Source organism: Gryllotalpicola reticulitermitis (assembly GCF_042651345.1).
In the GTDB taxonomy this organism is placed as follows: domain Bacteria; phylum Actinomycetota; class Actinomycetes; order Actinomycetales; family Microbacteriaceae; genus Gryllotalpicola; species Gryllotalpicola reticulitermitis.
The window spans coordinates 69,910-88,437 of sequence record NZ_JBHSCN010000006.1 but is presented as its reverse complement, the minus strand read 5'-3'; the positions used below and the strand labels follow the sequence as shown (position 1 = coordinate 88,437).

Below are 18,528 nucleotides of genomic sequence, written 5' to 3'. Positions count from 1 at the left end.
GTGCGATCCTCCCAGACGATCGGCTAGGAGCCGCTCAGCCACGACGCACCAACGACGAGGCGCCGGGCTTCGAAGGAGGTCCGCTGGCCTTGCCTCACCCGCCGGGCTATTGCGCGGCGACCGCGGCGAGGTACGTGATGACGGCGGCCGAGTCGCCTGCATCGGAGATCATGCCGATGTAACCGTCGGGGCGGATCAGGACAAGGGTTCGATCGGATGCTCCGTATGCAGCCCTGAGAGTGCCTTCGGTGTCGGCGATCTCGCCCGCTCTCGCCGGATCCGTGACGAGCTGGAGCATGCGCGGCGTGATCCGCGGAAATTCAACAGCCGGTGCCGGGCCGAAGCTGAGAAGGGTGAACCGGCCGCCGTTGATCAGGTCGAACAGACGATGCTCGCCGTCGACCGTTGTCAGACCGGTCGCGTCCGGAGCGCGGTCTCCAGCGCGAAGGTCCCCTTGGGCGTCGCGGTCGTCGCGTGCCAGCGCAGACCCCCGGTAGCCGAGATCGAGCTGGATTGTGCTCGCGTCCCGGTCGACGGGCATCGCGTTCGTCTGGATGGTTGTGGCCAGACGGGCGTTCGAGAGGGCGAGGACGTGCGTGGCGATCGGTCGACGCTCGGCTTCGTAGGAATCGAGAAGGCCGAGCGGGGCGCCGTCGTTCGTAATAGCGGCGAGCTTCCAGGCGAGGTTGTGGGCGTCCTGGACTCCGGTATTCATACCTTGACCACCGGCCGGCGAGTGGATGTGCGCCGCGTCGCCGGCGAGGAACACGTTCCCGACGCGATAATGCTCGGCGAGACGGACGTTGGCGCGCCACACCGAGGTCCACTCAGGGTCGTGAAGGCGGATGTCTGTGCGGCCCGTTCTTTGCTCGAGGGTCGCCTGGAGATCGGCGAGGTCGAGCCGGGGTTCCGCGCCGGGGGCGAGGCTGGCCGCGTACTGGAATAGATCGGTCGATGGGAGCGGGCACAGGCTCATAAGGCCGGTCGGGTGACGCCAGGTCTCCCACGCGTCGCGGCTGAGTCCTGACACCCGCAGGTCCGCCAAGACCATACGAACGTCCTCGCGGGTCTCACCGGCAAACGGGACACCGATCTGTTTGCGGACGACGCTGTGTCCGCCGTCGGCGCCGACCAGCCAGCGCGCGGTGACGGTGAACGTCGTGCCTTTCCTCATGATCTCGGCCGCGACCTCGTCCCCGGTCTGGTCCAAGCCGACCAGCGTGGTGCCGTATTCGACGGCGCCCCCGAGTTCTTCGAGCCGGAACCGAAGAGCTTCCTCGACGCGCCACTGGGGTGTGATCAGGCTCGCGGCGTACGGGATGTCCGGCCGATTCGCCAGCGACGCGGGGATCGTGCCACCATGCTTCACCTGACCGTCGGGGCCGGTCGAGTTCATTGAAATGGCCAGCTGACCGTTCGCGATCACGCGCTCGGCGATGCCGAGGTCCTCGAAGATCTCGAGGGTGCGCGGCTGCACGCCCTTGCCGCGAGAGCCGGGGTGAGGACCGGGCTCCGCGTCGATCAGCCGGAAGGGGACGCCGCTGCGCGCCAGCTCGACGGCCAGCGTCAAACCGGTCGGGCCGGCACCCACGATCAGCACCGTGGTGCGGTCGACGTCGGCGGAAGAGCCACTCAACAGTTCGCTCACCACATCTCCATGTAAGAAAGGAATATCTGTCTAATACGATAATCGAGGTTGTCGAGAAAGACAATGCTTTCTAAGGTGAGTGGATGACCGCATCCCAGATCGACTCCGCCTCGGCGCCGAGCCGCCGCTACGGGGCGGCGCTCGAATCCGCCATCCTGGACGCAGGCTGGGACGAGCTGGTCGAGTTCGGCTACGCCCGCCTGACCATGGGATCCGTCTCGACGCGCGCCCGCACGAGCGAGCCCGTCCTCTACCGCCGCTGGGCGAACAAGGACCAGCTCGTGCTTGCGGTGCTGGACAGGCACCGGGCGAGGCATCCGGTCAGGGTGCCCGACACCGGAGATCTCCGCGACGACCTGCTCCACTACCTGACCGCGCTCAGCGACTCGCTCGCGGGATTCTTCGCGATCACGGTCGCCGCGGCGTTCTCGGGGTTTCTCGCCTCAACCGGCAAATCACCCGCACAGATCCGGGAGCAGATCATGGGCGAACAGCTTCTCCCCCAGGCGCGAGCCATCTACCGCCAGGCTGCCGCTCGCGGCGAGCTCGATCTGGAGCGCATCCCGTCAGCGGTGCTGGCCACCCCCTTCGACCTGGTGCGTCACGACCTCATCATGGATCTCAAACCGCTCCGCTCCGAACGTATCCGCTCGATCGTCGACGAGATCTTCCTGCCGCTCGTGCGGATCTACGCGGACTGAAAGCGCTCTGCCGCCCGCGGAACAGTGCCGGATCAAGAATCCGTCGGTCGGCGGTGCGGGCGGGTAGGGCGTCTACCTTCAGTTGCGGGCTGTGCCGAGTGTCAGGGCCTGCTCGAGCGCGCGCCGAGTGGCCTCGACCAGACCTTCGGGATCGGTCATTGTGTGTCTAGCGGTCGCGAAGCACGCGACGGCGATCCGGGCGGAGAATGCGGACACGAAGCGGTCCCAGCCGCGAGCGGTCAGCAGATCGCCCAGCTGGCTTGCGATGACTTGAAGTTTGGCGGCGTCTCGATCTCGCAGCTCGGTGCGCGCTTCGACGAGTTCCATGTGCCGTCGGAACCCGTCGGCGTTCGCGGTCATCTGGGCGGTGATGCGCAGGATCACCGGCTCCAGCGCACGCAGCGCGTCGCCGAGGCTGCCGGGATCGGAGCCGGGCTCCGGGACGTCTTCTGCTGCGACCAGGGCCAGGACTTCCTGCTCGCGTGCGAACACCACCTCTTGCTTGTCGCCGAAGTAGCGGAAGAACGAAGTGCGCCCGACCTCTGCGCGCTCAGCGATGTCGCTGACGGATACCCCGTCGAATCCGCGGCTCGCAAAGAGCTCGTCAGCGGCCTCGATGATCCGCTGGCGCGCTCGACGCTGCTTCCGCTCGATCAGTGGCGCTCCGTCTGTCACGTAACGATGGTAACAGGGTCCCTTACGGGCTTGTGTTCTATTCGGTACTCAGTACCATTGGTCTCATCAAGCGAAGGGACAAACCATGGAAACGCAAGACCGCCTAGACATCGCCGAGGTGATCGCCCGGCAGAGCCACATCATCGACCGAGGGGAACTGGACACGCTCGACGCGGTCTTCACCCCCGACGCGGTCTATGACATGAGCGCGGCAGGGCTCCCTGTGATCGAAGGAGTCGACGCACTTCGGGCAGGAGCCATTCGCCTCGGAGCCGAGAACCCGATCGCGCATCACGTCACCAATGTCTTCGTCGTTCGCGATGGCGGCGATGAAGTCGAGGTCGACTCGAAGGGGTTCATGTTGACAGGCGATGGCCACATGCGCAGCGTCACCCACCACGACGTCCTCCGCCGTACTGCGGCCGGGTGGCGCATCGCCCGGCGAACGATCGTGCCTCAGCGGTCGCCACTCGGCGGCCTGCTCGATACCTCCGCCGGGGGTAGCCAGTAAGCAAGAAGCGCGTCCTCGAATCGCGGTTCCCTCACGTAACTCGCTCATTCGCCACCGGGAGCGAGCCCATGGCAGCGCCGAAGCGAGTCGGCGCCTGCGTGGCGTCGACTGGGTAGCCTGAGACCCTCATGTCGGTTTCGGGGGGATCACCGCGTCTGTTCGCGGTGCACGATTACGTGCACCTGTGGGTCTCGAACCTGCTGGGTGACATCGGCTCGGCGTTCGCGACGGTCGCGTTGAGCGTGACTGCGGTGGTGTTCCTGCACGCCTCAACCTTCGAAGTCGCGGTGATCGCCGCGCTCGGCAACGGGGCCTACCTCGTGCTGGGCGTGCCGATCGGCGTCTGGGCGGATCGCGTTCACCCCAAGCGGCTGCTGCTGATCGCCGACCTCTCTCGTTTCGTCGCGGTGGCGACGGTACCCGTCGCGTACTTCGCGCACGGGCTGACCGTGGCGCAGCTGATGGGTGTTGCCGCGGTCACGAGCGCCGCGAACGTGACGTACGACGTGGCGCACACCACGGTGCTGCCGAGCCTCGTCGGGCGCACGCGCGTTCCGGCGGCGTCTGCGCAGCTCCAGTCAGTCGACGCATCCGTGAGGGTCTTCGGTCCCGGCCTCGCCGGCCAGCTGATCGCGGTCACCGCCGGACCCGTCGCGTACATCGTCACCGCCGTCGTTCATGCTGTGTCGTCGCTGTCGGCGGGATCGATCCGAGCCGGGTCGCAGGCACAGCGTGTCGAACGCACGCCGTTCTGGTCGTCGCTGCGCGAGGGCCTGAGTTACGTCATCGGCGCGCCTCTGCAGCGCACGTTCATGTTCGCGGCAGCAACCGTGAACTTCGGGTCGGGCTTCATCGCCGCGATCCAGCCGCTATTCATCCTCCGCACTCTGCACTTCTCCCCCGCTGAATACGGGCTTGTGCTCTCCGTCGGAGGAATCGGAGGCATCGTCGGCGCGCTCGCGGGAATGAGGATACGTCGGTGGCTGGGCGAGATCCGCGCCCAGATCCTTTGCTACGCCGCCATCCCGCTCGCATTCGCGCCGACCCCTCTGGCACCTTTCCTGCCGGCGCCGAAACCGGTCTCGGTGGCTGTCGCAGAGTTCTGCATCAGTTTCGTCATCGTCGTCGCGGCCATCAGCAGCTCCGGGATCTACGCCCGCATGACACCACCGCACCTACTCGGCCGCGTCACGGCCGCACGCCGCACCGTCGCAGTCGGGGTCATCCCACTTGGGACCCTGATCGCGGGAGCCCTCGCAATCTTCACCGGGTACGACATCGCCCTATGGATCGGTGCCGGCATCATGGCCTGCAGCGCCGCCGTCTTCGCGGCCTCCCCTATCTTCCGCATGAAGAACCTCCCGCCGCAGTGGGAATACTCCGAGGCATGAACGCGCGCCGCCCGGCACGTGCGCGTCATTCGCCTGGGGGGGTGTCAGCGGGATGCTTGTCTCATGGCTCACGATGACGCACAACGGCCGCACGCGCGCCTCGCCACTGGGCGCCTGCTGCTTCGCGACTGGCAGCTTGCGGATGCCCCGTTACTCCACGAGCTCTGGAAGCAACGTGACCCTCGCGTGCCGGCGCACCGCCGTCTCGGCAACGACGGCCGACCGTCCGTAGCCGATCAGGAAGACTGGATCCGGCGCTATGACGGGGAGCCGGCTCCAGGGCTCCTTGCCGTTGTCGCCAAAGAGTCGGCCACCACCATCGGCTACTGCGGCCTAGTCCCCAACTCGCTCGGCCGCCCGGAGCCCGAGCTGGCGTTTGAGTTCCTACAAGCGTTTTGGAACCAAGGATTCGCCACCGAAGCAGCCCGGGCGGTCATCGCGTTCGCAGCCGCGATCGGCCACCACCACTTGGCGTCAACGGTTCGCGACTGGAATCGGGCCTCGTTGCGCGTGCTCGACAAGGTTGGCTTCACCGAGACCGATCGCGTCGAATCCGACCCCGTGCATGGGAATTCGCTCTTGCTGGAGTGGCGATCCTGAACCGCCGCATCTGCGCCGGCCAATCCGCCTACGCTATCGGAGCGTACGGCGGCGCAGCCTTGGAGGCGACTTATCCCAACGGCGACCGTGTGGCCTATGTCACGGCTGCCTTCGAGTGCCGCCTCCCGAACAGCCCGCTCAGCTTCGAAGAGGAGGAGCTGATCGAGACCGCCTGGTTCACTGTGGACGAAGTGCAGGGAGTCTCGCGACACGAGTGGATTGACGCCGTGCTCAACGACGCCCTCTGAGGCTCGCTCACCGTGCCGGGCGCGGCTCGCTGAAGATGACGGCCGCATCGCCGATAACCTCGTGGCGTGCGCACGCGATCGAGCGGCCAGAAATCTCGGTACGGAACAGAGTCTCAGACGGCGACGTCATGATCCAACCTGGCATGCCGCTCCGACGAGGTCGGCCGCACGACACGAACGAGTACGGATCGGTCAGCGTTGGTCGCGCAGTAGCGTATTTGCGTGACGGCGCTTCTGGACTATATCGAGGCGTGGGCCTCGAACGATGTCGATCGCATTGCGATGGCGGTGGACTCAGACTGCGTGATCACGGAGTGCTACGGGCCGATCTACCGGGGACGCGACAGAGTGCGCCAGTGGGCCACGACGTGGTTCCGCGCTGGCGGAACCGTGCACAACTGGGCCGTCACCGACCACTTTGTTGCCAGCGGTCGCGAGGCCGCTCAATGGACATTTGAGTGCACCTGGGACGGCCAGCGCACCACTTTCGATGGTGCGACGATTTCTCGCAGCGTCGGCGGCGTCATCGTTGAACTGCGTGAGTACCAGACCTCGGCGCCCCTGTACGAATGGGATGAGGCGTGGCAATAGTCGCCTGCACGCTGGCGCAGAGGTCCGCACTCGACCAGCGAGCCGTGAGCAACGCGGATGCATCCTCAGGCACCCGCGGGCGAAGAAAAACCTGCACGCCCCGTTCTCGTCACTGGCCAGGGCACGCGCCTTGGTGGCCTCGCTATCGGCGACCACTTTGTGTCGGCGTTTCGCGGCTGTAACGGGGTTAGCGGCGGCTGACCTAAGTCAGCTCGCTGAGCCGCCGCTGGAGGAACGCGGCCTCGACCTCGTTCGCGGTGAGCAGAAGCGCCTCGCGGTACGCGTCGGCGGCGGCGTCGGCCTGGCCCAGCCTGCGCAGCAGGTCGGCGCGCGTCGCCGTGAGATAGGGGTATGCGGCGAGCGCGGGCACCTCGGCCAACTCGTCGACCGCAGCGAGCGCGGCGGCCGGCCCCTTAGCGAAGCTCAGCGCGACCGCGCGGTTGAGCGCGACGACGGGCGACGGCCACCGTGCGAACAGCAGGTCATAGAGGGCGAGGATCTGCGGCCAGTCCGTCGCCTCCCAGTTCTCGGCCTCGTCGTGCAGCGCCGCGATCGCGGCCAATAGCCCGTAGCGGCCCACCGGCGGTCGCCGCAGCGCGCCCTCGACGAGCGTCTGGCCCTCAGCAATCTGCGCGCGGTCCCACAGCGCGCGGTCCTGGTCCTCGAGCAGCACGAGCGCGCCGGCGGCATCCGTTCTGGCCGTGCGCCGCGCCTCGCTGAGCAGCAGCAGCGCGAGCAGGCTGGCCGCCTCGCCCTCTGCGGGCAGCAGCGCGTGCAGCATGCGGGCGAGGCCGATGCCGCGCTCGGCCAGCTCGGGGTGGGTGAGCTCGGCGCCCGATGCGGCCGTGTGCCCGCTCGTGTAGACGAGGTGGACGACGTCGAGAACGGATGCCACGCGCTCCGGCAGCTCGCCGGGCGAGGGCACCCGGTACGGAATCCCAGTCGCCGCGATCTTCTTCTTCGCGCGGGTGATGCGGGCCTGCATCGTCGTCTCGCTGACGAGCAGCGCCCGGGCGACCTCGCGTGTCCGAAGCCCGCACACGAAGCGCAGCGTCAGGGCGATGCGCGACTCTGCGGCGAGCGCAGGGTGACAGCAGGTGAACACGAGCCGCAGGCGCTCGTCGGGGAATCCAGCCTCGTCCACGTCGGCACCTGGCAGTTCCTCCACCGGGTCTGGCACGAGCAGCGGCAGCTTCCGAGTCACCGTCTGCGCCCGGCGACGCAGCTCGAGGGCGCGCCGGGTCGCGACCGTCGTGAGCCACGCCCCCGGCTTCGCGGGCACCCCCGAGCGCTCCCAGTGCACGAGCGCCTGCGCATAGGCGTCCTGCACGCAGTCCTCGGCGACGTCGAGGTCGCCCGCAACGCGCGCGGCCGCCGCGAGCACGAAGGTCCACTCGGCCTCGTGTGCCGCGGCGACCGCGCGTGCGGCATCCGTCATCTGCTCACTCGTCGGCGATCGGGCGCAATTCGATGAAGCCGCCGATGGCGGGCACGTGCTTGGCGATTTCGATCGCGGTGACCTCGTCGTCGGCCTCGATCACGTAGTAGCCGCCGAGCGCCTCCTTGGTCTCACCGAACGCACCGTCGGTTACGGCGTATGCGTCGTCGCCAGTCTTCTTGATCAGCTTCGCCGTCGCGTTCGGCTTGAGCTCGGCGCTGCCGCGCAGGTACTGCCCGTATTCCTCGCCGAAGCGGGTGTACTCGGCATACATCGCCTGCAGGGTCTCTTCGTCACTGTCCTGCCAGACGCTTTCCGGGCCAAAGATCAGCGCCATGTACTTCGCCATCTGCTACGCCTCGATCCGCAGGTCGTCGCTGGGCACGCGCTGCGGCCACAGCTCGATCGCGCCGTAGACGCTCGGCACCTGTTTGGCGAGCGCCAGCGCCTGGTCGTAGTCGGGCGCCTCGATCACGTAGTAGCCGCCGAGCACCTCCTTCGTCTCGAGGAATGTGCCGTCGGTGACGGTCACGCCGCCCTCGGCCTGGCGGATGGTCGTCGTTGTGTCGCTCGTCGCCAGCTGCGCGCCGCCGACGATCGCCCCCTTGTTGTTCGCGATGAACGCGACGTGCCGCGCGTGCATGTCAGCCATCACCTCGCGCGGGGTGTCGGCGAAGCGCTTCTCGTCGTCGTAGATCAGCACCAGATACGTACCCATGTTCGTCTCTTCTCTGCTCGTGCCCCGATTGCTTCCCTTTCGGGACTTCACTACACCGATGCGCGGGCGAGCGCGAGATCGACATCCTGCGTCGCGTCGGCATCCCTGAGCCTGAGAAGCGCATCGACTACTTCCCGCACGAGTTCTCCGGCGGTCAGAAGCAGCGCATCGTCATCGCGATGGCGCTCATCCTCAATCCGAACCTGATCATCGCCGACGAGCCCACCACTGCGCTCGACGTGACCGTGCAGGCCGAGATCCTCGAGCTGCTGCGCTGGTGCCGCGACGAGTACGGCTCCTCGATCGTGCTGATCGCCCACAACATGGGCGCCGGCGCCAACGTGAAGGCGGCCCAGCGCATGCTCGGGCACGCTTCGGCAGCGATGACGCTGACACCTACAGCGCTCCACTCGACGACGATCTCGGCGCCGTGGCTACTCAACTTCACGCCGCCGTCGGTCGAAAGGTGGGCAAAGTGTGGGCACGCGCAGAGACGGACGACGAAACGGCGGCCACAGAGCGACCGCCGTTCCCAGTGATTGCAGGGGTGTAGGGCGGGCGGGACTTGAACCCGCGACCCAGGGATTATGAGTCCCCTGCTCTAACCGGCTGAGCTACCGCCCCTCGGCGACGTGGTCCTCGCGGTCCTCCGCCTCCGAATCGAGCCGGGCCGTCGGGTCCACCACCGGCCTCCCACGATACAGACACTCGAACGCCGTCAACGTCCACTCGATGTCGTGGCCCTGAATGAGCCGCAGCGACGCCTTCTTCATGCGGCGGAACTCGTCATCGGGAAGCGTGAGAATGCGCTGGAGCTTCGCGGCGAGATCGCGTGCGTCGTCGGGGCGGAACAGGAATCCGTTCTCGCCGTCATGAACGAGGTGCGGCAGTGCCATCGCGTCGGCCGCGACGACCGGCAGGCCCGACGCCATCGCCTCCATCGTCACGATCGACTGCAGCTCAGCCGTCGACGGCATCGCGAGCACGTCGGCGCGCGAGTACGCCTTCTTGAGGTCCTCGTCGCTGACCAGACCGGAGAGCGTCACGCGATCGGCCACGCCTAGTTGCGCGGCGAGGCGTTCGAGACTGTGTCGCAGCTCGCCGTCGCCGACGATCTCGAGCGACCAGTCGAGGGTCTTCGGCAGCATCGACACGGCGTGCAGGAGCACCTCGATGCGCTTCTCGCTGGTGACGCGGCCGACGAACACGATGCGGTTGCCGCGATGCTCGAAGTCGGGCGTGTAGTCACTCACCCGCACGCCATTGCCGATCGCGTACACGTCACGGATACCCGTGGCCGACTCGAGATAGTCGGCTGCGCGGCGGGTCGGCGTGGTCACGGCATCCGCCTGCTTCAGGATCTGCGTCGCGTCGCGCCATGACCACTTCAGCAGCACCGGTTGCAGCGGCTTGGGGACGGTCGTGTGCTCGATCATGTTCTCGGGCATCGTGTGGTTCGTCGCGATGACGCGGATGCCTCGCTTGCGCGCCGCGATCGAGAGGCCACGACCGACGACGAAGTGCGACTGGAAGTGCACGGCATCGGGCTTGACCTCATCGAGGATCCGGCCGGCGTTGCGCGCCATCGTCCACGGCATCATGAAGCGCAGCCACGGGTGCGGGTACCAGCGCAGACTGAACAGCCGGTGCATGTGCAGACGTGCGCCCTCGTGCCGCTCGTCCCACGAGCCGGTCTTGAAGATCGTGCGCGACGGCGCGATGACGTGCACCGTGTGGCCGCGGGCGACGAGGCCGGCCGCGAGGCGCTCTGCGAAGCGTGCAGCCCCGTTGACGTCAGGCGCGAAGGTGTCGCAGCCCAATACGATCGTCAGCGGCTTGGTGCTCGCGTCGCTCGACTCTGTCACGTTGCGGATTCCTCTTCGCAGGGGTGTCGGTTGATATCAACAGGGGCGGGGTGTATGGCGCACCAGTCTAGGCATGGCATTTTCACAGCGCCTCAGGGGTTGCCCTGAGCCTGCGGATGGTGCCGCGCGAGAAGCAGCACGCCGGCGACGGCGACGATTCCGGTGATCACCCACACGACGGCCGCCCACACCTGCACCTGCACCGCCTCATTGAGGATCGCGATACCGATCGTCACGGCCACGAGCGGATCGATCACAGTCAGGCCCGCGATGACGAGATCGGGCGGCCCTGAGGCGTATGCGTTCTGCACGAAGTACGCGCCGAGGCCCACTGCGGCGAGCAGGGCGACGATGCAGACAGCGGTGAGCAGGTCGAACTCGCTCTGCTCGACTCGCGCGATCACGACCTTGGCGAGCGTTGCGACGAAACCATAGAGGATGCCTGCGCCGACGATGTAGATCAGCGCACGCATCTTGGCGCGGAAGATGAGGAAGAACACGGCCGCGAGCACCAGAGCGCACGCGAGGATGATCAGGATCTCGATCAGCTCACGCTCCGTGACGGGCACTTCGCGCGCCTGGAATGCGGCGACGAGCACGAACGCGCCGACACCGACGACGCACAGCACGATGGCGAGAACCGAAAGCCGGTTGAGCGCCGACTTGGTGACCCGCGCGTTGAGGACCGCGGTCACGACGAGCGCGACCGCCCCCAGCGGCTGCACCACGATGAGGGGGGCGAAGGCGAGGCTCGTCAGTTGCAGCACGATGGCCATTCCGAGCATCAGGGTGCCTGTCACCCAGCTGGGACGCGCGAGCAGCTGCCGGAGCTGGTGCATGCTCAGGCCGCCCTTCGAGGCGTCCGTGTCGCTCGCGCTGTCGACCTTGTTGACCCCGCGGTGCTGCAGCTGCGCGCCGAGCGACAGGAAGATCGCCCCGATGAGCGCGAGGGGAATACCGACGAACTGTCTGGGGTCCAGACTGAGCGGAGAGAGCCCCGGAGCAGTGGCGAGCACCAGAGAAAGGTACCGGACGCCGCGCCGATATCCTGGGCGAATGGCCGTACTCCCGATTCGTATTCAGGGTGAGCCGGTGCTGCACGCGCCCGCTGAGCCCGTCACCGTCTTCGACGATGAGCTGCGACAGCTCGTTGCTGACATGTACGAGACGATGGACGCCGCGCCGGGCGTGGGGCTCGCAGCACCGCAGGTCGGCGTGGGCAAGCGACTCTTCGTCTACGGCTGGACGGACGACGACGACATCGAGCACCGCGGCGTCGCCATCAACCCCGTGCTGTGGATCACGCCGACGCCCACCGGCGAGGCGGACGACGAGGAGGAGATCGAAGGGTGTCTGTCCTTCCCGGGCGAGCGGTTCCCGCTGCGCCGCTCCCCCGAGGCGATTCTGCAGGCGACCGACCTCGACGGCGAGGCCTTCGAGGTGCACGCCGAGGGCTGGCTCGCCCGCATCTTCCAGCACGAGTACGACCATCTCGACGGCATCCTGTACCTCGACCGGCTACCGCGACCGTTCGACCGCGAGTGGGTGAAGATCAGCAAGAAGCGCGGCTGGGGCGTGCCCGAGAAGGCGTGGCAGCCGGGCGTCGACGACCTCGAGGCCTGAGCCCCGGCCGCGGGACCGAATCAGCGCTCAGCCGATTTGGAACGCGCCCTTTTGACCCGTTAAGCTAGATGTCGTTGCCCGGCACGCCGGGCACCATTCCTCGGTAGCTCAATTGGCAGAGCAATCGGCTGTTAACCGATAGGTTCTTGGTTCGAGTCCAAGCCGGGGAGCATCTGCGGTTCACCCGCTACTTCCAACCGAGTGCACGGCCCAGACGTGCGACGTACGAGTGGTTCGGCTCTGCGAACACCGTGTCGATGTCGCCGTAACCGACGATGACGCCGTCGTGCAGGACCGCGATCGTCGCGCCGAGCTGGCGTAGCACCGCCAGGTCGTGCGTCACGATCAGCGCAGCGAAGCTCGGGTCTTCCCGCAGCTTGCCGATCACGCGGACGACGGTGTCCCGCACCGTCACGTCGATGCCTGCGGTCGGCTCGTCGGCGACGAGCACGTTGGGGCCGAGGACGAGCGATCGAGCGATCGCGACACGCTGCCGCTGGCCGTCCGAAAGCTCGTAGGGATATCTGTCGAGCACCGACAGCGGCAGCTCGACCGCGTCGAGCACCGAGAGAGCACGCGACTGCGCCGCATCCGGGTCGAAGCGCTTGTCACGCGCGAAGATCGGCTCGGCGATCAGCTCCGACACCGTCGAGGTGCGATCGAGCCGATCGTTCGCGTCCTGCGGCAGGTAGGCGGTGTGAAACGTGAGCCGGTTGAGCTTCGTCTTGGACAGGGTGCGCAGCGCGATGCCGTTCACGAGAGCCTCGCCGCCGGAGATGCGCACGTCGAAGCCCCCGGGCCCCTTCCGCACCAGCTCCCCCGCGAGGATGCGCGCAAGAGTCGTCTTGCCGCTGCCCGACTCACCGAGCACGCCCAGGATCTCGCCACGGCCGACGGTGAACGAGACGCCCCTCAGTGCGTGCACGCCGACTCGCCCCGAGTTCCGGTATTCGGCCACCAGGTCGTGGACGACGATGGGGCTCTGGTCGGTGTCGGGACTCTCGTTCATCCCGTCGAGCCTACTGAGCTACGACGTCGTGCCGGCGGTCAGCGCCTTGAGCTCGGCGCGCCGCGCGGCCTGCTCGACCGGGTCCGGCACGGGCAGCGATGCGAGCAGACGCTGGGTGTACGGGTCGCGCGGTGAACCGAGAACGGATGCGTTGTCGCCGTGCTCCACGATCTCGCCCGTATGCATCACCGCGATGCGGGTCGCGATGAGGTCGACGACAGCGAGGTCGTGGCTGATGAACAGGCCCGCGAAGCCGAAATCGGCTTGCAGCGCGCTGATCAGCTCGAGCACGCGTGCCTGCACCGAGACATCCAGCGCCGACGTCGGCTCGTCGAAGACGACGAGCTTGGGCCGCAGTGCGAGCGCACGTGCGAGCGAGACGCGCTGGCGCTGGCCACCCGACAACTCGTGAGGGAAGCGGTCGGCGTAGTCCGCAGGCAGCTGGACTGCCGCGAGCAATTCGCCGGCGCGAGTGCGGGCGGCGGATGCCGACGACACCGTGCGATGCACCAGCATCGGCTCGGCGATCGCATCGCCGATCGTGAGCAGAGGGTTGAAGCTCGACGCCGGGTCCTGGAACACGAAGCCGATGTCCTGCCGCAGCGGCCGGAACTCGCGCTCATGAATGCCGACCATCTCGTGCCCGAGCACGTTCAGCGATCCGCCGGTGACCTTCGTGAGACCGGCGATGGCGCGGCCGATCGTCGTCTTGCCGCTGCCCGACTCGCCGACGAGGCCCAGGACCTCACCCTGCGCGATGTCGAAGTCCACGCCGCGCACGGCGCGGAAACCTGCCCGGCCGAGACGCCCGGGGTACGTGATCTCGAGCCCGCGGGCCCGGACCACGGGGGCGCCCTCGGACGCCTCGGGCGACGCATCCGTCGCTCGCTCCGTCGTGACCAGGCCCGAGTGCCCCGCCCCGACTCGCGGAACCGCGGCCAGCAGGGTCTGGGTATAGGCGTGCGACGGATGCTCGAACAGCGCGCGCACCTCGGCCTGCTCGACGATCTCGCCCTGGTACATCACGGCCACGCGGTCGGCGAGGTCGGCGACGACGCCCATGTTGTGGGTGATCAGCACGATCGAGGAGCCGTACTCGTCGCGGCACCAGCGCAGCAGCTCGAGGATCTCGGCCTGCACGGTCACGTCGAGCGCAGTGGTGGGCTCGTCGGCGATGATCAGGTTCGGATTGAGGATGAGCGCCATCGCGATGACGATGCGCTGCTTCTGACCGCCGGAGAACTCGTGCGGGAAGTAGTCGATGCGCTTCTCGGGCTCAGGGATGCCGACGCGACGCAGGATGTCGATCGAACGCTGACGCGCCTCCTTCCTGGTGACCTTGCCGTGGGCGCGCAGGCCCTCGGCGATCTGCCACCAGATGGGGTAGACGGGATTGAGCGCCGTGGACGGCTCCTGGAAGACCATCGCGGCGTCACGGCCGCGGACGGCTCTGAGCCCCGCCTTGTCGAGCCGCGTCACGTCGACGCCCTGCGATGCACTCGCCGAGTCGCGACCGCGCAGTACTACTGCGCCGCCGGTCGTCGCGGTCTCCGGCAGCATGCCGAGGATGGTCTTCGCCGTGACAGACTTGCCCGACCCGGACTCCCCGACGATCGCGAGGATCTCGCGCGGCGCAACCGAAAGTGTGACCCCGCGCACAGCCGGCACCGAACCGGCGTCGGTCGCGAAGCGGACGGTCAGGTCGGTGATGTCGACGACGTCACTCACAGCGCTACCTCCGCAGTCTCGGCTTCGGTGATTTCGGCGGCGGCACCACGGCGGCGCAGCCGGGGATCAGCCAGGTCATTGAGGCTCTCGCCCATCAGCGAGATACCGACCGCGAGCAGCACGATGGCGAGGCCCGGGAAGAGCGCCGTCCACCAGATGCCGCTCGTCACGTCAGAGAGCGCCTTCTGCAGGTCGTAGCCCCATTCCGCCGCGCTCGACGGTTCGATACCGAAGCCGAGGAAGCCGAGGCCCGCAAGCGTCTCGAACGCGTCGGTCGCATTGAGCGTCATGATGAGCGGCAGCGTGCGGATCGAGTTCCGCAGCACGTGGCGGAAGATGATGCGCATGTCGCTCGACCCGATCACGCGCGCGGACTCGACGAACGCCTCGACCTTGATGCGGACGACCTCGGCGCGCACGATGCGGAAGTACTGGGGTATGTAGACGACCGTTATCGAGAATGCCGCTGAGAACACCCCTGACCAGAAGTTCGATGAGCCGCCCGAGATCGCGATTGAGATCACGATGGCGAGAAGCAGCGTCGGGAACGCGTAGATCGCGTCGCAGACGACGACGAGCACGCGGTCGACGGGGCCGCCGAAGTACCCCGAGAACAGCCCGAGCAGGACCCCGATGATGAGCGACAGGATGATCGCGATGACGATCGCGACGAGCGCGGTGCGAGCGCCGTAGATCGTGCGGCTGAATACGTCGTAGCCGCCGACGGTGGTACCCCACAGATGCGCGGCGCTCGGCGGCTGCTGCGATCCGAAATTGCCCTTCGAGCCTTTGAGCTGGCCGTAGCCGTAGGGCGCGATGAGCGGCGCGAAGATCGCGACGAGGACATAGACACCGGTGATGATGACGCCGGTCAGCAGCATGAACCGCTGTACGCCGACGCTCTGGCGCAACTGCGCGACGATCGGGACGCGACTGAGGAACGATCGCTTCATCTCAGTACCTCACTCTCGGGTCGATGAGGGCGGCGATGATGTCGACGATGAAGTTGACCACCGCGACGATGACGGCGAGCAGCGCGACGATGCCCTGCACCGCTACGAAGTCGCGCGCCTCAAGGTAATGGTTGAGCTCGAAACCGAGACCCTTCCACTCGAAGGTCGTCTCAGTGAGCACGGCACCGCCGAGGAGCATCGCGATCTGCAGCCCCATGACGGTGATGATCGGGATCAGCGCGGGCTTGTAGGCGTGGTGGGTGACAAGCCGCGACTCTCGTACGCCGCGCGAGCGCGCCGCGTCGACGTACTGCGTGTTGAACGTGCCGATGACATTGGTTCGCACGAGCCGGAGGAAGACACCGGCGGTCAGCAGTCCGAGGGTGACGCCCGGAAGGACGGCATGTTTCAGCACGTCAGGAACGGCCGCGGGATCGCCCGTGCGGAACGCATCGATCAGGTAGATGCCGGTCGGGTGGGGCAACTCTTGGATCTCGAGCTCTGTCGTCGTATCTGCTCGCCCCGCGACCGGCAACCAATTGAGGCCGATCGAGAAGACGAGCTGGAGCAGCAGCCCGGAGAAGAAGACGGGGGTCGCGTAGAACACGATCGAGAGCACCCGCAGGACCGCGTCGCCCCATCGGTCGCGGATGTAAGCGGCGAGCATGCCGAGCGGAACGCCGACGATGAAGGCGACGATCAGGGCGTAGAACGCGAGCTCGAGGGTCGCGCCGCCGTAGCTCAGCAGAACAGTGGTGACCTTCTGGTGGTCGCTGAACGTCGTGCCGAAGTCGCCGTGCGCGATCTGGCCGAGGTACTGGAAGTACTGCACGATGAGCGGCCGGTCGTAGCCGGCGGCGTGGATTCGCGCCTGGAGCTCTGCTGGCGGCAAACGCCCGCCCTGAGCGGCGGTGATCGGATCGCCGGTCGACCGCATCAGGAAGAAGACGACGGTCACCAGGATGAAGATCGTCGGGAAGATGAGCAGGAAGCGCACGACGAGGTAGCGCACCAGGCCGCCGCCCGAGCGCAGCGCTGCGCCTGCGGGCTGCGCAGGCGCCGGCGCTGTCGGCGACGGAATTGTCTCGGGGGAGGTCGTCATTGCTGATGGTCCTTCATTCCTGAGGTTCCTTCTGGCGGCACTGCAAGGGGGCGGCCGTTCGGCCGCCCCCGCAGTTGTGGTTGTTACTTGTACAGGGTCGCGTAGCGGAACTTGTACGACGCGTCGAGCGTGGTGCCGTGGACGTCGCTGCCGACGACGGCCACCGATGAGCCCTGCAGCAGTGGCAACGTCGACAGGTCCTTCGCGACGTCCTGCTGGACCTGCTCGATCACCTGGGTGCGATCGGCCTTGTTCGTGTCACCGACCTCCTTGGTGAGCAGCCCCTGAACCGTGGGGTTCGAGTAGTGGTTGGCCAGGAAGTTGTTTGCCGAGAAGAACGGCGTCAGGTAGTCGTCAGCGTCCGAGTAGTCGGGGAACCAGCCGAGCTGGTATGCCGGGTACAGGTCGTTGACGCGGTCCTTCGAGTACTGCACGTATTCGGTCTGCTGCAGGCTCACCTTGAACAGGCCGCCGCTTTCGAGCTGGCTCTTGATCAGACCGTACTCATCGCCCGACGACGGACCGTAGTGGTCACCGGTGTACTGGATGTTCAGCGCGATCGGCGTCTTGACGCCTGCTGCGGCGAGGACCGCCTTCGCCTTGGAGAGGCTCGGTCCGCCGTTGCCGTCGCCGTACATCGACTTGAGTGCGGGGGTGGCTCCGGTCAGACCGTCTGGCACGTAGCTGTACAGCGGCGTGTAGGTGCCCTTGTACACCTGCTGCGAGATCGCCTGGCGGTCGACGAGGTCGGCGGCCGCCTGTCGGACGGCGAGCGCCTTGGCCGGGGAGGCGTCGGAGGTCTTCGCGCCGTAGGGCATCGTGTTGAAGTTGAACACGATGTAGCGGATCTCACCGCCGGGGCCGTCGATGACCTGAACCTTCTTGTCGTTCTTGAGGCTCGAGATGTCGGTGGCCGACAGCGACCGGTAGGCGACGTCGATCGCACCCGACTGGATGTCGAGCTTCAGGTTGTCGGAGCTGGCGTAGTACTTCACGTTGATCGTGGGCGTCTTCGCGGGCGCGAGAAGGCCCTTGTAGCCCTTGAACGCCTTGTACTGGATGAGCTGATTCACCTTGTACGACGCGATGTAGTACTGCCCGGCGAACGCCTCGCCCTTGACGATGGTGTTGTCGGGGGTCACCTTGTCGGCGCTGAAGACCTGCTCGTCGACGATGGGGCCGGCCGGGCTGGTCAGCACCTGGGCGAACGTCTGGTCGTTCGGGACCTTGAGGTGGAAGTCGACCGTGGTCGCGTCGGGTGTCGATACCGACGCCAGGTTGCCGAGCAGTGACGCCGGGCCGTTGGGGTCGTTGATCTTGAGCTGACGATCGAAGCTGAACTTCACGTCGGACGAGGTCAGCTTGTCGCCGTTCTCGAACGTGAGGCCCGGCTTGAGCTTCACCTCATAGATGTTGGGGGCCGTGAACCCCGCGCTCTCAGCGATCGAGGGCTTCGGGTCGGGGCTGCCGTACGGCGTGTCGAGCAGGAACGGATAGACCTGCGTCATGACCGCGAAGGAGCCGTTGTCGTACGACCCTGCGGGGTCGAGGGAGGTGATCGTGTCAGTGGTGCCGATCGTGATGGCCTTGGCCGTGGACCCGGAGGAGCCGCTGCCGCCGCCGGAGCAACCGGCGAGAACAAGAGCGGCAGCCGCAACAGCGGCGACGGAGCCGAGCAGGCGAACACGACGAGCCGAGACGGAATTCATGCCTCTGGACTCACTTTC

Annotated in this window: 19 protein-coding genes, 2 tRNA genes and 1 pseudogene; 9 read left to right on the top strand and 13 right to left on the bottom strand. The window is 66.9% G+C overall.

The genetic code is table 11. The features are described from left to right. Window positions 1-106: 106 nt before the first annotated feature. A complete protein-coding gene (locus tag ACFOYW_RS13670; protein ID WP_390229926.1) occupies window positions 107-1,648 on the bottom strand; it encodes an FAD-dependent oxidoreductase in 1,542 nt (513 codons plus the stop codon). Between the two features lie 83 nt (window positions 1,649-1,731). On the opposite strand from ACFOYW_RS13670, the gene ACFOYW_RS13665 reads away from it, so the two are divergent. Further along, window positions 1,732-2,349 (top strand): TetR/AcrR family transcriptional regulator, encoded by a 618-nt coding sequence (locus ACFOYW_RS13665; protein WP_390229923.1) that lies wholly within the window; start codon window positions 1,732-1,734, stop codon window positions 2,347-2,349. Window positions 2,350-2,427: 78 nt separating this feature from the next. Here the strand turns inward: ACFOYW_RS13665 and ACFOYW_RS13660 are convergent, their stop codons facing one another. Further along, window positions 2,428-3,024: a TetR/AcrR family transcriptional regulator gene (locus ACFOYW_RS13660; protein ID WP_390229920.1), complete on the bottom strand. Its 597-nt coding sequence runs from the start codon at window positions 3,022-3,024 to the stop codon at window positions 2,428-2,430. Window positions 3,025-3,109: 85 nt separating this feature from the next. Here ACFOYW_RS13660 and ACFOYW_RS13655 point away from each other — a divergent pair, with 85 nt between their 5' ends. The 5 genes from ACFOYW_RS13655 (at window position 3,110) to ACFOYW_RS13635 (ending at window position 6,365) form a co-directional block, all read left to right on the top strand. Further along, complete coding sequence (locus ACFOYW_RS13655) at window positions 3,110-3,535, top strand: nuclear transport factor 2 family protein (protein WP_390229918.1); 426 nt, start codon at window positions 3,110-3,112, stop codon at window positions 3,533-3,535. A gap of 128 nt (window positions 3,536-3,663) precedes the next feature. Further along, window positions 3,664-4,926 carry an MFS transporter gene (locus ACFOYW_RS13650; RefSeq protein WP_390229915.1) on the top strand — a complete coding sequence of 421 codons (1,263 nt, stop codon included), beginning with the start codon at window positions 3,664-3,666 and terminating at the stop codon, window positions 4,924-4,926. Between the two features lie 63 nt (window positions 4,927-4,989). Continuing rightward, window positions 4,990-5,526 (top strand): GNAT family N-acetyltransferase, encoded by a 537-nt coding sequence (locus ACFOYW_RS13645; protein WP_390229912.1) that lies wholly within the window; start codon window positions 4,990-4,992, stop codon window positions 5,524-5,526. Further along, a complete protein-coding gene (locus tag ACFOYW_RS13640; RefSeq protein WP_390229909.1) occupies window positions 5,514-5,774 on the top strand; it encodes a hypothetical protein in 261 nt (86 codons plus the stop codon). The genes ACFOYW_RS13645 and ACFOYW_RS13640 overlap by 13 nt, the downstream gene beginning before the upstream one ends. Before the next feature lie 222 nt (window positions 5,775-5,996). After that, on the top strand, window positions 5,997-6,365 hold the full coding sequence (locus ACFOYW_RS13635) for a nuclear transport factor 2 family protein (protein WP_390229907.1): 369 nt from the start codon (window positions 5,997-5,999) through the stop codon (window positions 6,363-6,365). Between the two features lie 202 nt (window positions 6,366-6,567). Here ACFOYW_RS13635 and ACFOYW_RS13630 read toward each other — a convergent pair whose 3' ends face one another. From ACFOYW_RS13630 to ACFOYW_RS13620, 3 genes are read right to left on the bottom strand one after another with little or no spacing between them, the layout of a single operon-like run. Next, the gene (locus ACFOYW_RS13630) at window positions 6,568-7,803 is read right to left on the bottom strand and encodes an RNA polymerase sigma factor (protein WP_390229904.1); all 1,236 of its coding nucleotides are present in this window, start codon (window positions 7,801-7,803) and stop codon (window positions 6,568-6,570) included. 4 nt (window positions 7,804-7,807) lie between these two features. Continuing rightward, entirely contained in the window at window positions 7,808-8,152 is a 345-nt protein-coding gene (locus ACFOYW_RS13625) for a YciI family protein (protein WP_390229901.1), read from the bottom strand. A gap of 3 nt (window positions 8,153-8,155) precedes the next feature. Next, a complete protein-coding gene (locus tag ACFOYW_RS13620) occupies window positions 8,156-8,521 on the bottom strand; it encodes a YciI family protein (RefSeq protein ID WP_390229899.1) in 366 nt (121 codons plus the stop codon). A 62-nt stretch (window positions 8,522-8,583) separates the two neighbouring features. On the opposite strand from ACFOYW_RS13620, the pseudogene ACFOYW_RS13615 reads away from it, so the two are divergent. Next, window positions 8,584-8,865: pseudogene (locus ACFOYW_RS13615) on the top strand (ATP-binding cassette domain-containing protein); the annotation flags it as partial. A gap of 206 nt (window positions 8,866-9,071) precedes the next feature. Here the strand turns inward: ACFOYW_RS13615 and ACFOYW_RS13610 are convergent. The 3 genes from ACFOYW_RS13610 to ACFOYW_RS13600 form a co-directional block, all read right to left on the bottom strand. After that, a tRNA-Ile gene (locus ACFOYW_RS13610) sits at window positions 9,072-9,145 on the bottom strand. Then, window positions 9,136-10,386, bottom strand: a complete 1,251-nt coding sequence (locus ACFOYW_RS13605; RefSeq protein WP_390229897.1) for a glycosyltransferase — start codon at window positions 10,384-10,386, stop codon at window positions 9,136-9,138. The genes ACFOYW_RS13610 and ACFOYW_RS13605 overlap by 10 nt, the downstream gene beginning before the upstream one ends. 92 nt (window positions 10,387-10,478) lie before the next feature. Further along, window positions 10,479-11,402, bottom strand: a complete 924-nt coding sequence (locus tag ACFOYW_RS13600; protein ID WP_390229894.1) for a DMT family transporter — start codon at window positions 11,400-11,402, stop codon at window positions 10,479-10,481. A 40-nt stretch (window positions 11,403-11,442) separates the two neighbouring features. Between ACFOYW_RS13600 and def the strand changes: the two genes are divergently transcribed. Then, window positions 11,443-12,009, top strand: a complete 567-nt coding sequence (gene def, locus ACFOYW_RS13595) for a peptide deformylase (RefSeq protein WP_390229891.1) — start codon at window positions 11,443-11,445, stop codon at window positions 12,007-12,009. A gap of 97 nt (window positions 12,010-12,106) precedes the next feature. Next, a tRNA-Asn gene (locus tag ACFOYW_RS13590) sits at window positions 12,107-12,179 on the top strand. Between the two features lie 17 nt (window positions 12,180-12,196). On the opposite strand, the gene ACFOYW_RS13585 is transcribed toward ACFOYW_RS13590, so the two are convergent. The 5 genes from ACFOYW_RS13585 to ACFOYW_RS13565 form a co-directional block, all read right to left on the bottom strand. Continuing rightward, window positions 12,197-13,018: an ATP-binding cassette domain-containing protein gene (locus tag ACFOYW_RS13585; RefSeq protein ID WP_390229888.1), complete on the bottom strand. Its 822-nt coding sequence runs from the start codon at window positions 13,016-13,018 to the stop codon at window positions 12,197-12,199. A gap of 18 nt (window positions 13,019-13,036) precedes the next feature. After that, on the bottom strand, window positions 13,037-14,746 hold the full coding sequence (locus ACFOYW_RS13580; protein WP_390229886.1) for a dipeptide ABC transporter ATP-binding protein: 1,710 nt from the start codon (window positions 14,744-14,746) through the stop codon (window positions 13,037-13,039). Further along, window positions 14,743-15,699: an ABC transporter permease gene (locus ACFOYW_RS13575; RefSeq protein ID WP_390229883.1), complete on the bottom strand. Its 957-nt coding sequence runs from the start codon at window positions 15,697-15,699 to the stop codon at window positions 14,743-14,745. Before ACFOYW_RS13575 ends, ACFOYW_RS13580 begins: the two co-directional genes overlap by 4 nt. A 1-nt stretch (window position 15,700) precedes the next feature. Further along, the gene (locus ACFOYW_RS13570) at window positions 15,701-16,801 is read right to left on the bottom strand and encodes an ABC transporter permease (protein WP_390229880.1); all 1,101 of its coding nucleotides are present in this window, start codon (window positions 16,799-16,801) and stop codon (window positions 15,701-15,703) included. An 83-nt stretch (window positions 16,802-16,884) separates the two neighbouring features. After that, on the bottom strand, window positions 16,885-18,510 hold the full coding sequence (locus ACFOYW_RS13565) for an ABC transporter substrate-binding protein (protein ID WP_390229877.1): 1,626 nt from the start codon (window positions 18,508-18,510) through the stop codon (window positions 16,885-16,887). Between the last annotated feature and the right edge of the window lie 18 nt (window positions 18,511-18,528).

Bases quoted from the DNA above. Each gene is read 5' to 3' on its own strand.
- ACFOYW_RS13585 (WP_390229888.1), bottom strand. From the start codon at position 13,018: ATGAACGAGAGTCCCGACACCGACCAGAGCCCCATCGTCGTCCACGAC.
- ACFOYW_RS13570 (WP_390229880.1), bottom strand. From the start codon at position 16,801: ATGACGACCTCCCCCGAGACAATTCCGTCGCCGACAGCGCCGGCGCCT.
- ACFOYW_RS13625 (WP_390229901.1), bottom strand. From the start codon at position 8,152: ATGGCGAAGTACATGGCGCTGATCTTTGGCCCGGAAAGCGTCTGGCAG.
- def (WP_390229891.1), top strand. From the start codon at position 11,443: ATGGCCGTACTCCCGATTCGTATTCAGGGTGAGCCGGTGCTGCACGCG.
- ACFOYW_RS13650 (WP_390229915.1), top strand. From the start codon at position 3,664: ATGTCGGTTTCGGGGGGATCACCGCGTCTGTTCGCGGTGCACGATTAC.
- ACFOYW_RS13630 (WP_390229904.1), bottom strand. From the start codon at position 7,803: ATGACGGATGCCGCACGCGCGGTCGCCGCGGCACACGAGGCCGAGTGG.
- ACFOYW_RS13575 (WP_390229883.1), bottom strand. From the start codon at position 15,699: ATGAAGCGATCGTTCCTCAGTCGCGTCCCGATCGTCGCGCAGTTGCGC.
- ACFOYW_RS13620 (WP_390229899.1), bottom strand. From the start codon at position 8,521: ATGGGTACGTATCTGGTGCTGATCTACGACGACGAGAAGCGCTTCGCC.
- ACFOYW_RS13565 (WP_390229877.1), bottom strand. From the start codon at position 18,510: ATGAATTCCGTCTCGGCTCGTCGTGTTCGCCTGCTCGGCTCCGTCGCC.
- ACFOYW_RS13655 (WP_390229918.1), top strand. From the start codon at position 3,110: ATGGAAACGCAAGACCGCCTAGACATCGCCGAGGTGATCGCCCGGCAG.
- ACFOYW_RS13645 (WP_390229912.1), top strand. From the start codon at position 4,990: ATGGCTCACGATGACGCACAACGGCCGCACGCGCGCCTCGCCACTGGG.
- ACFOYW_RS13665 (WP_390229923.1), top strand. From the start codon at position 1,732: ATGACCGCATCCCAGATCGACTCCGCCTCGGCGCCGAGCCGCCGCTAC.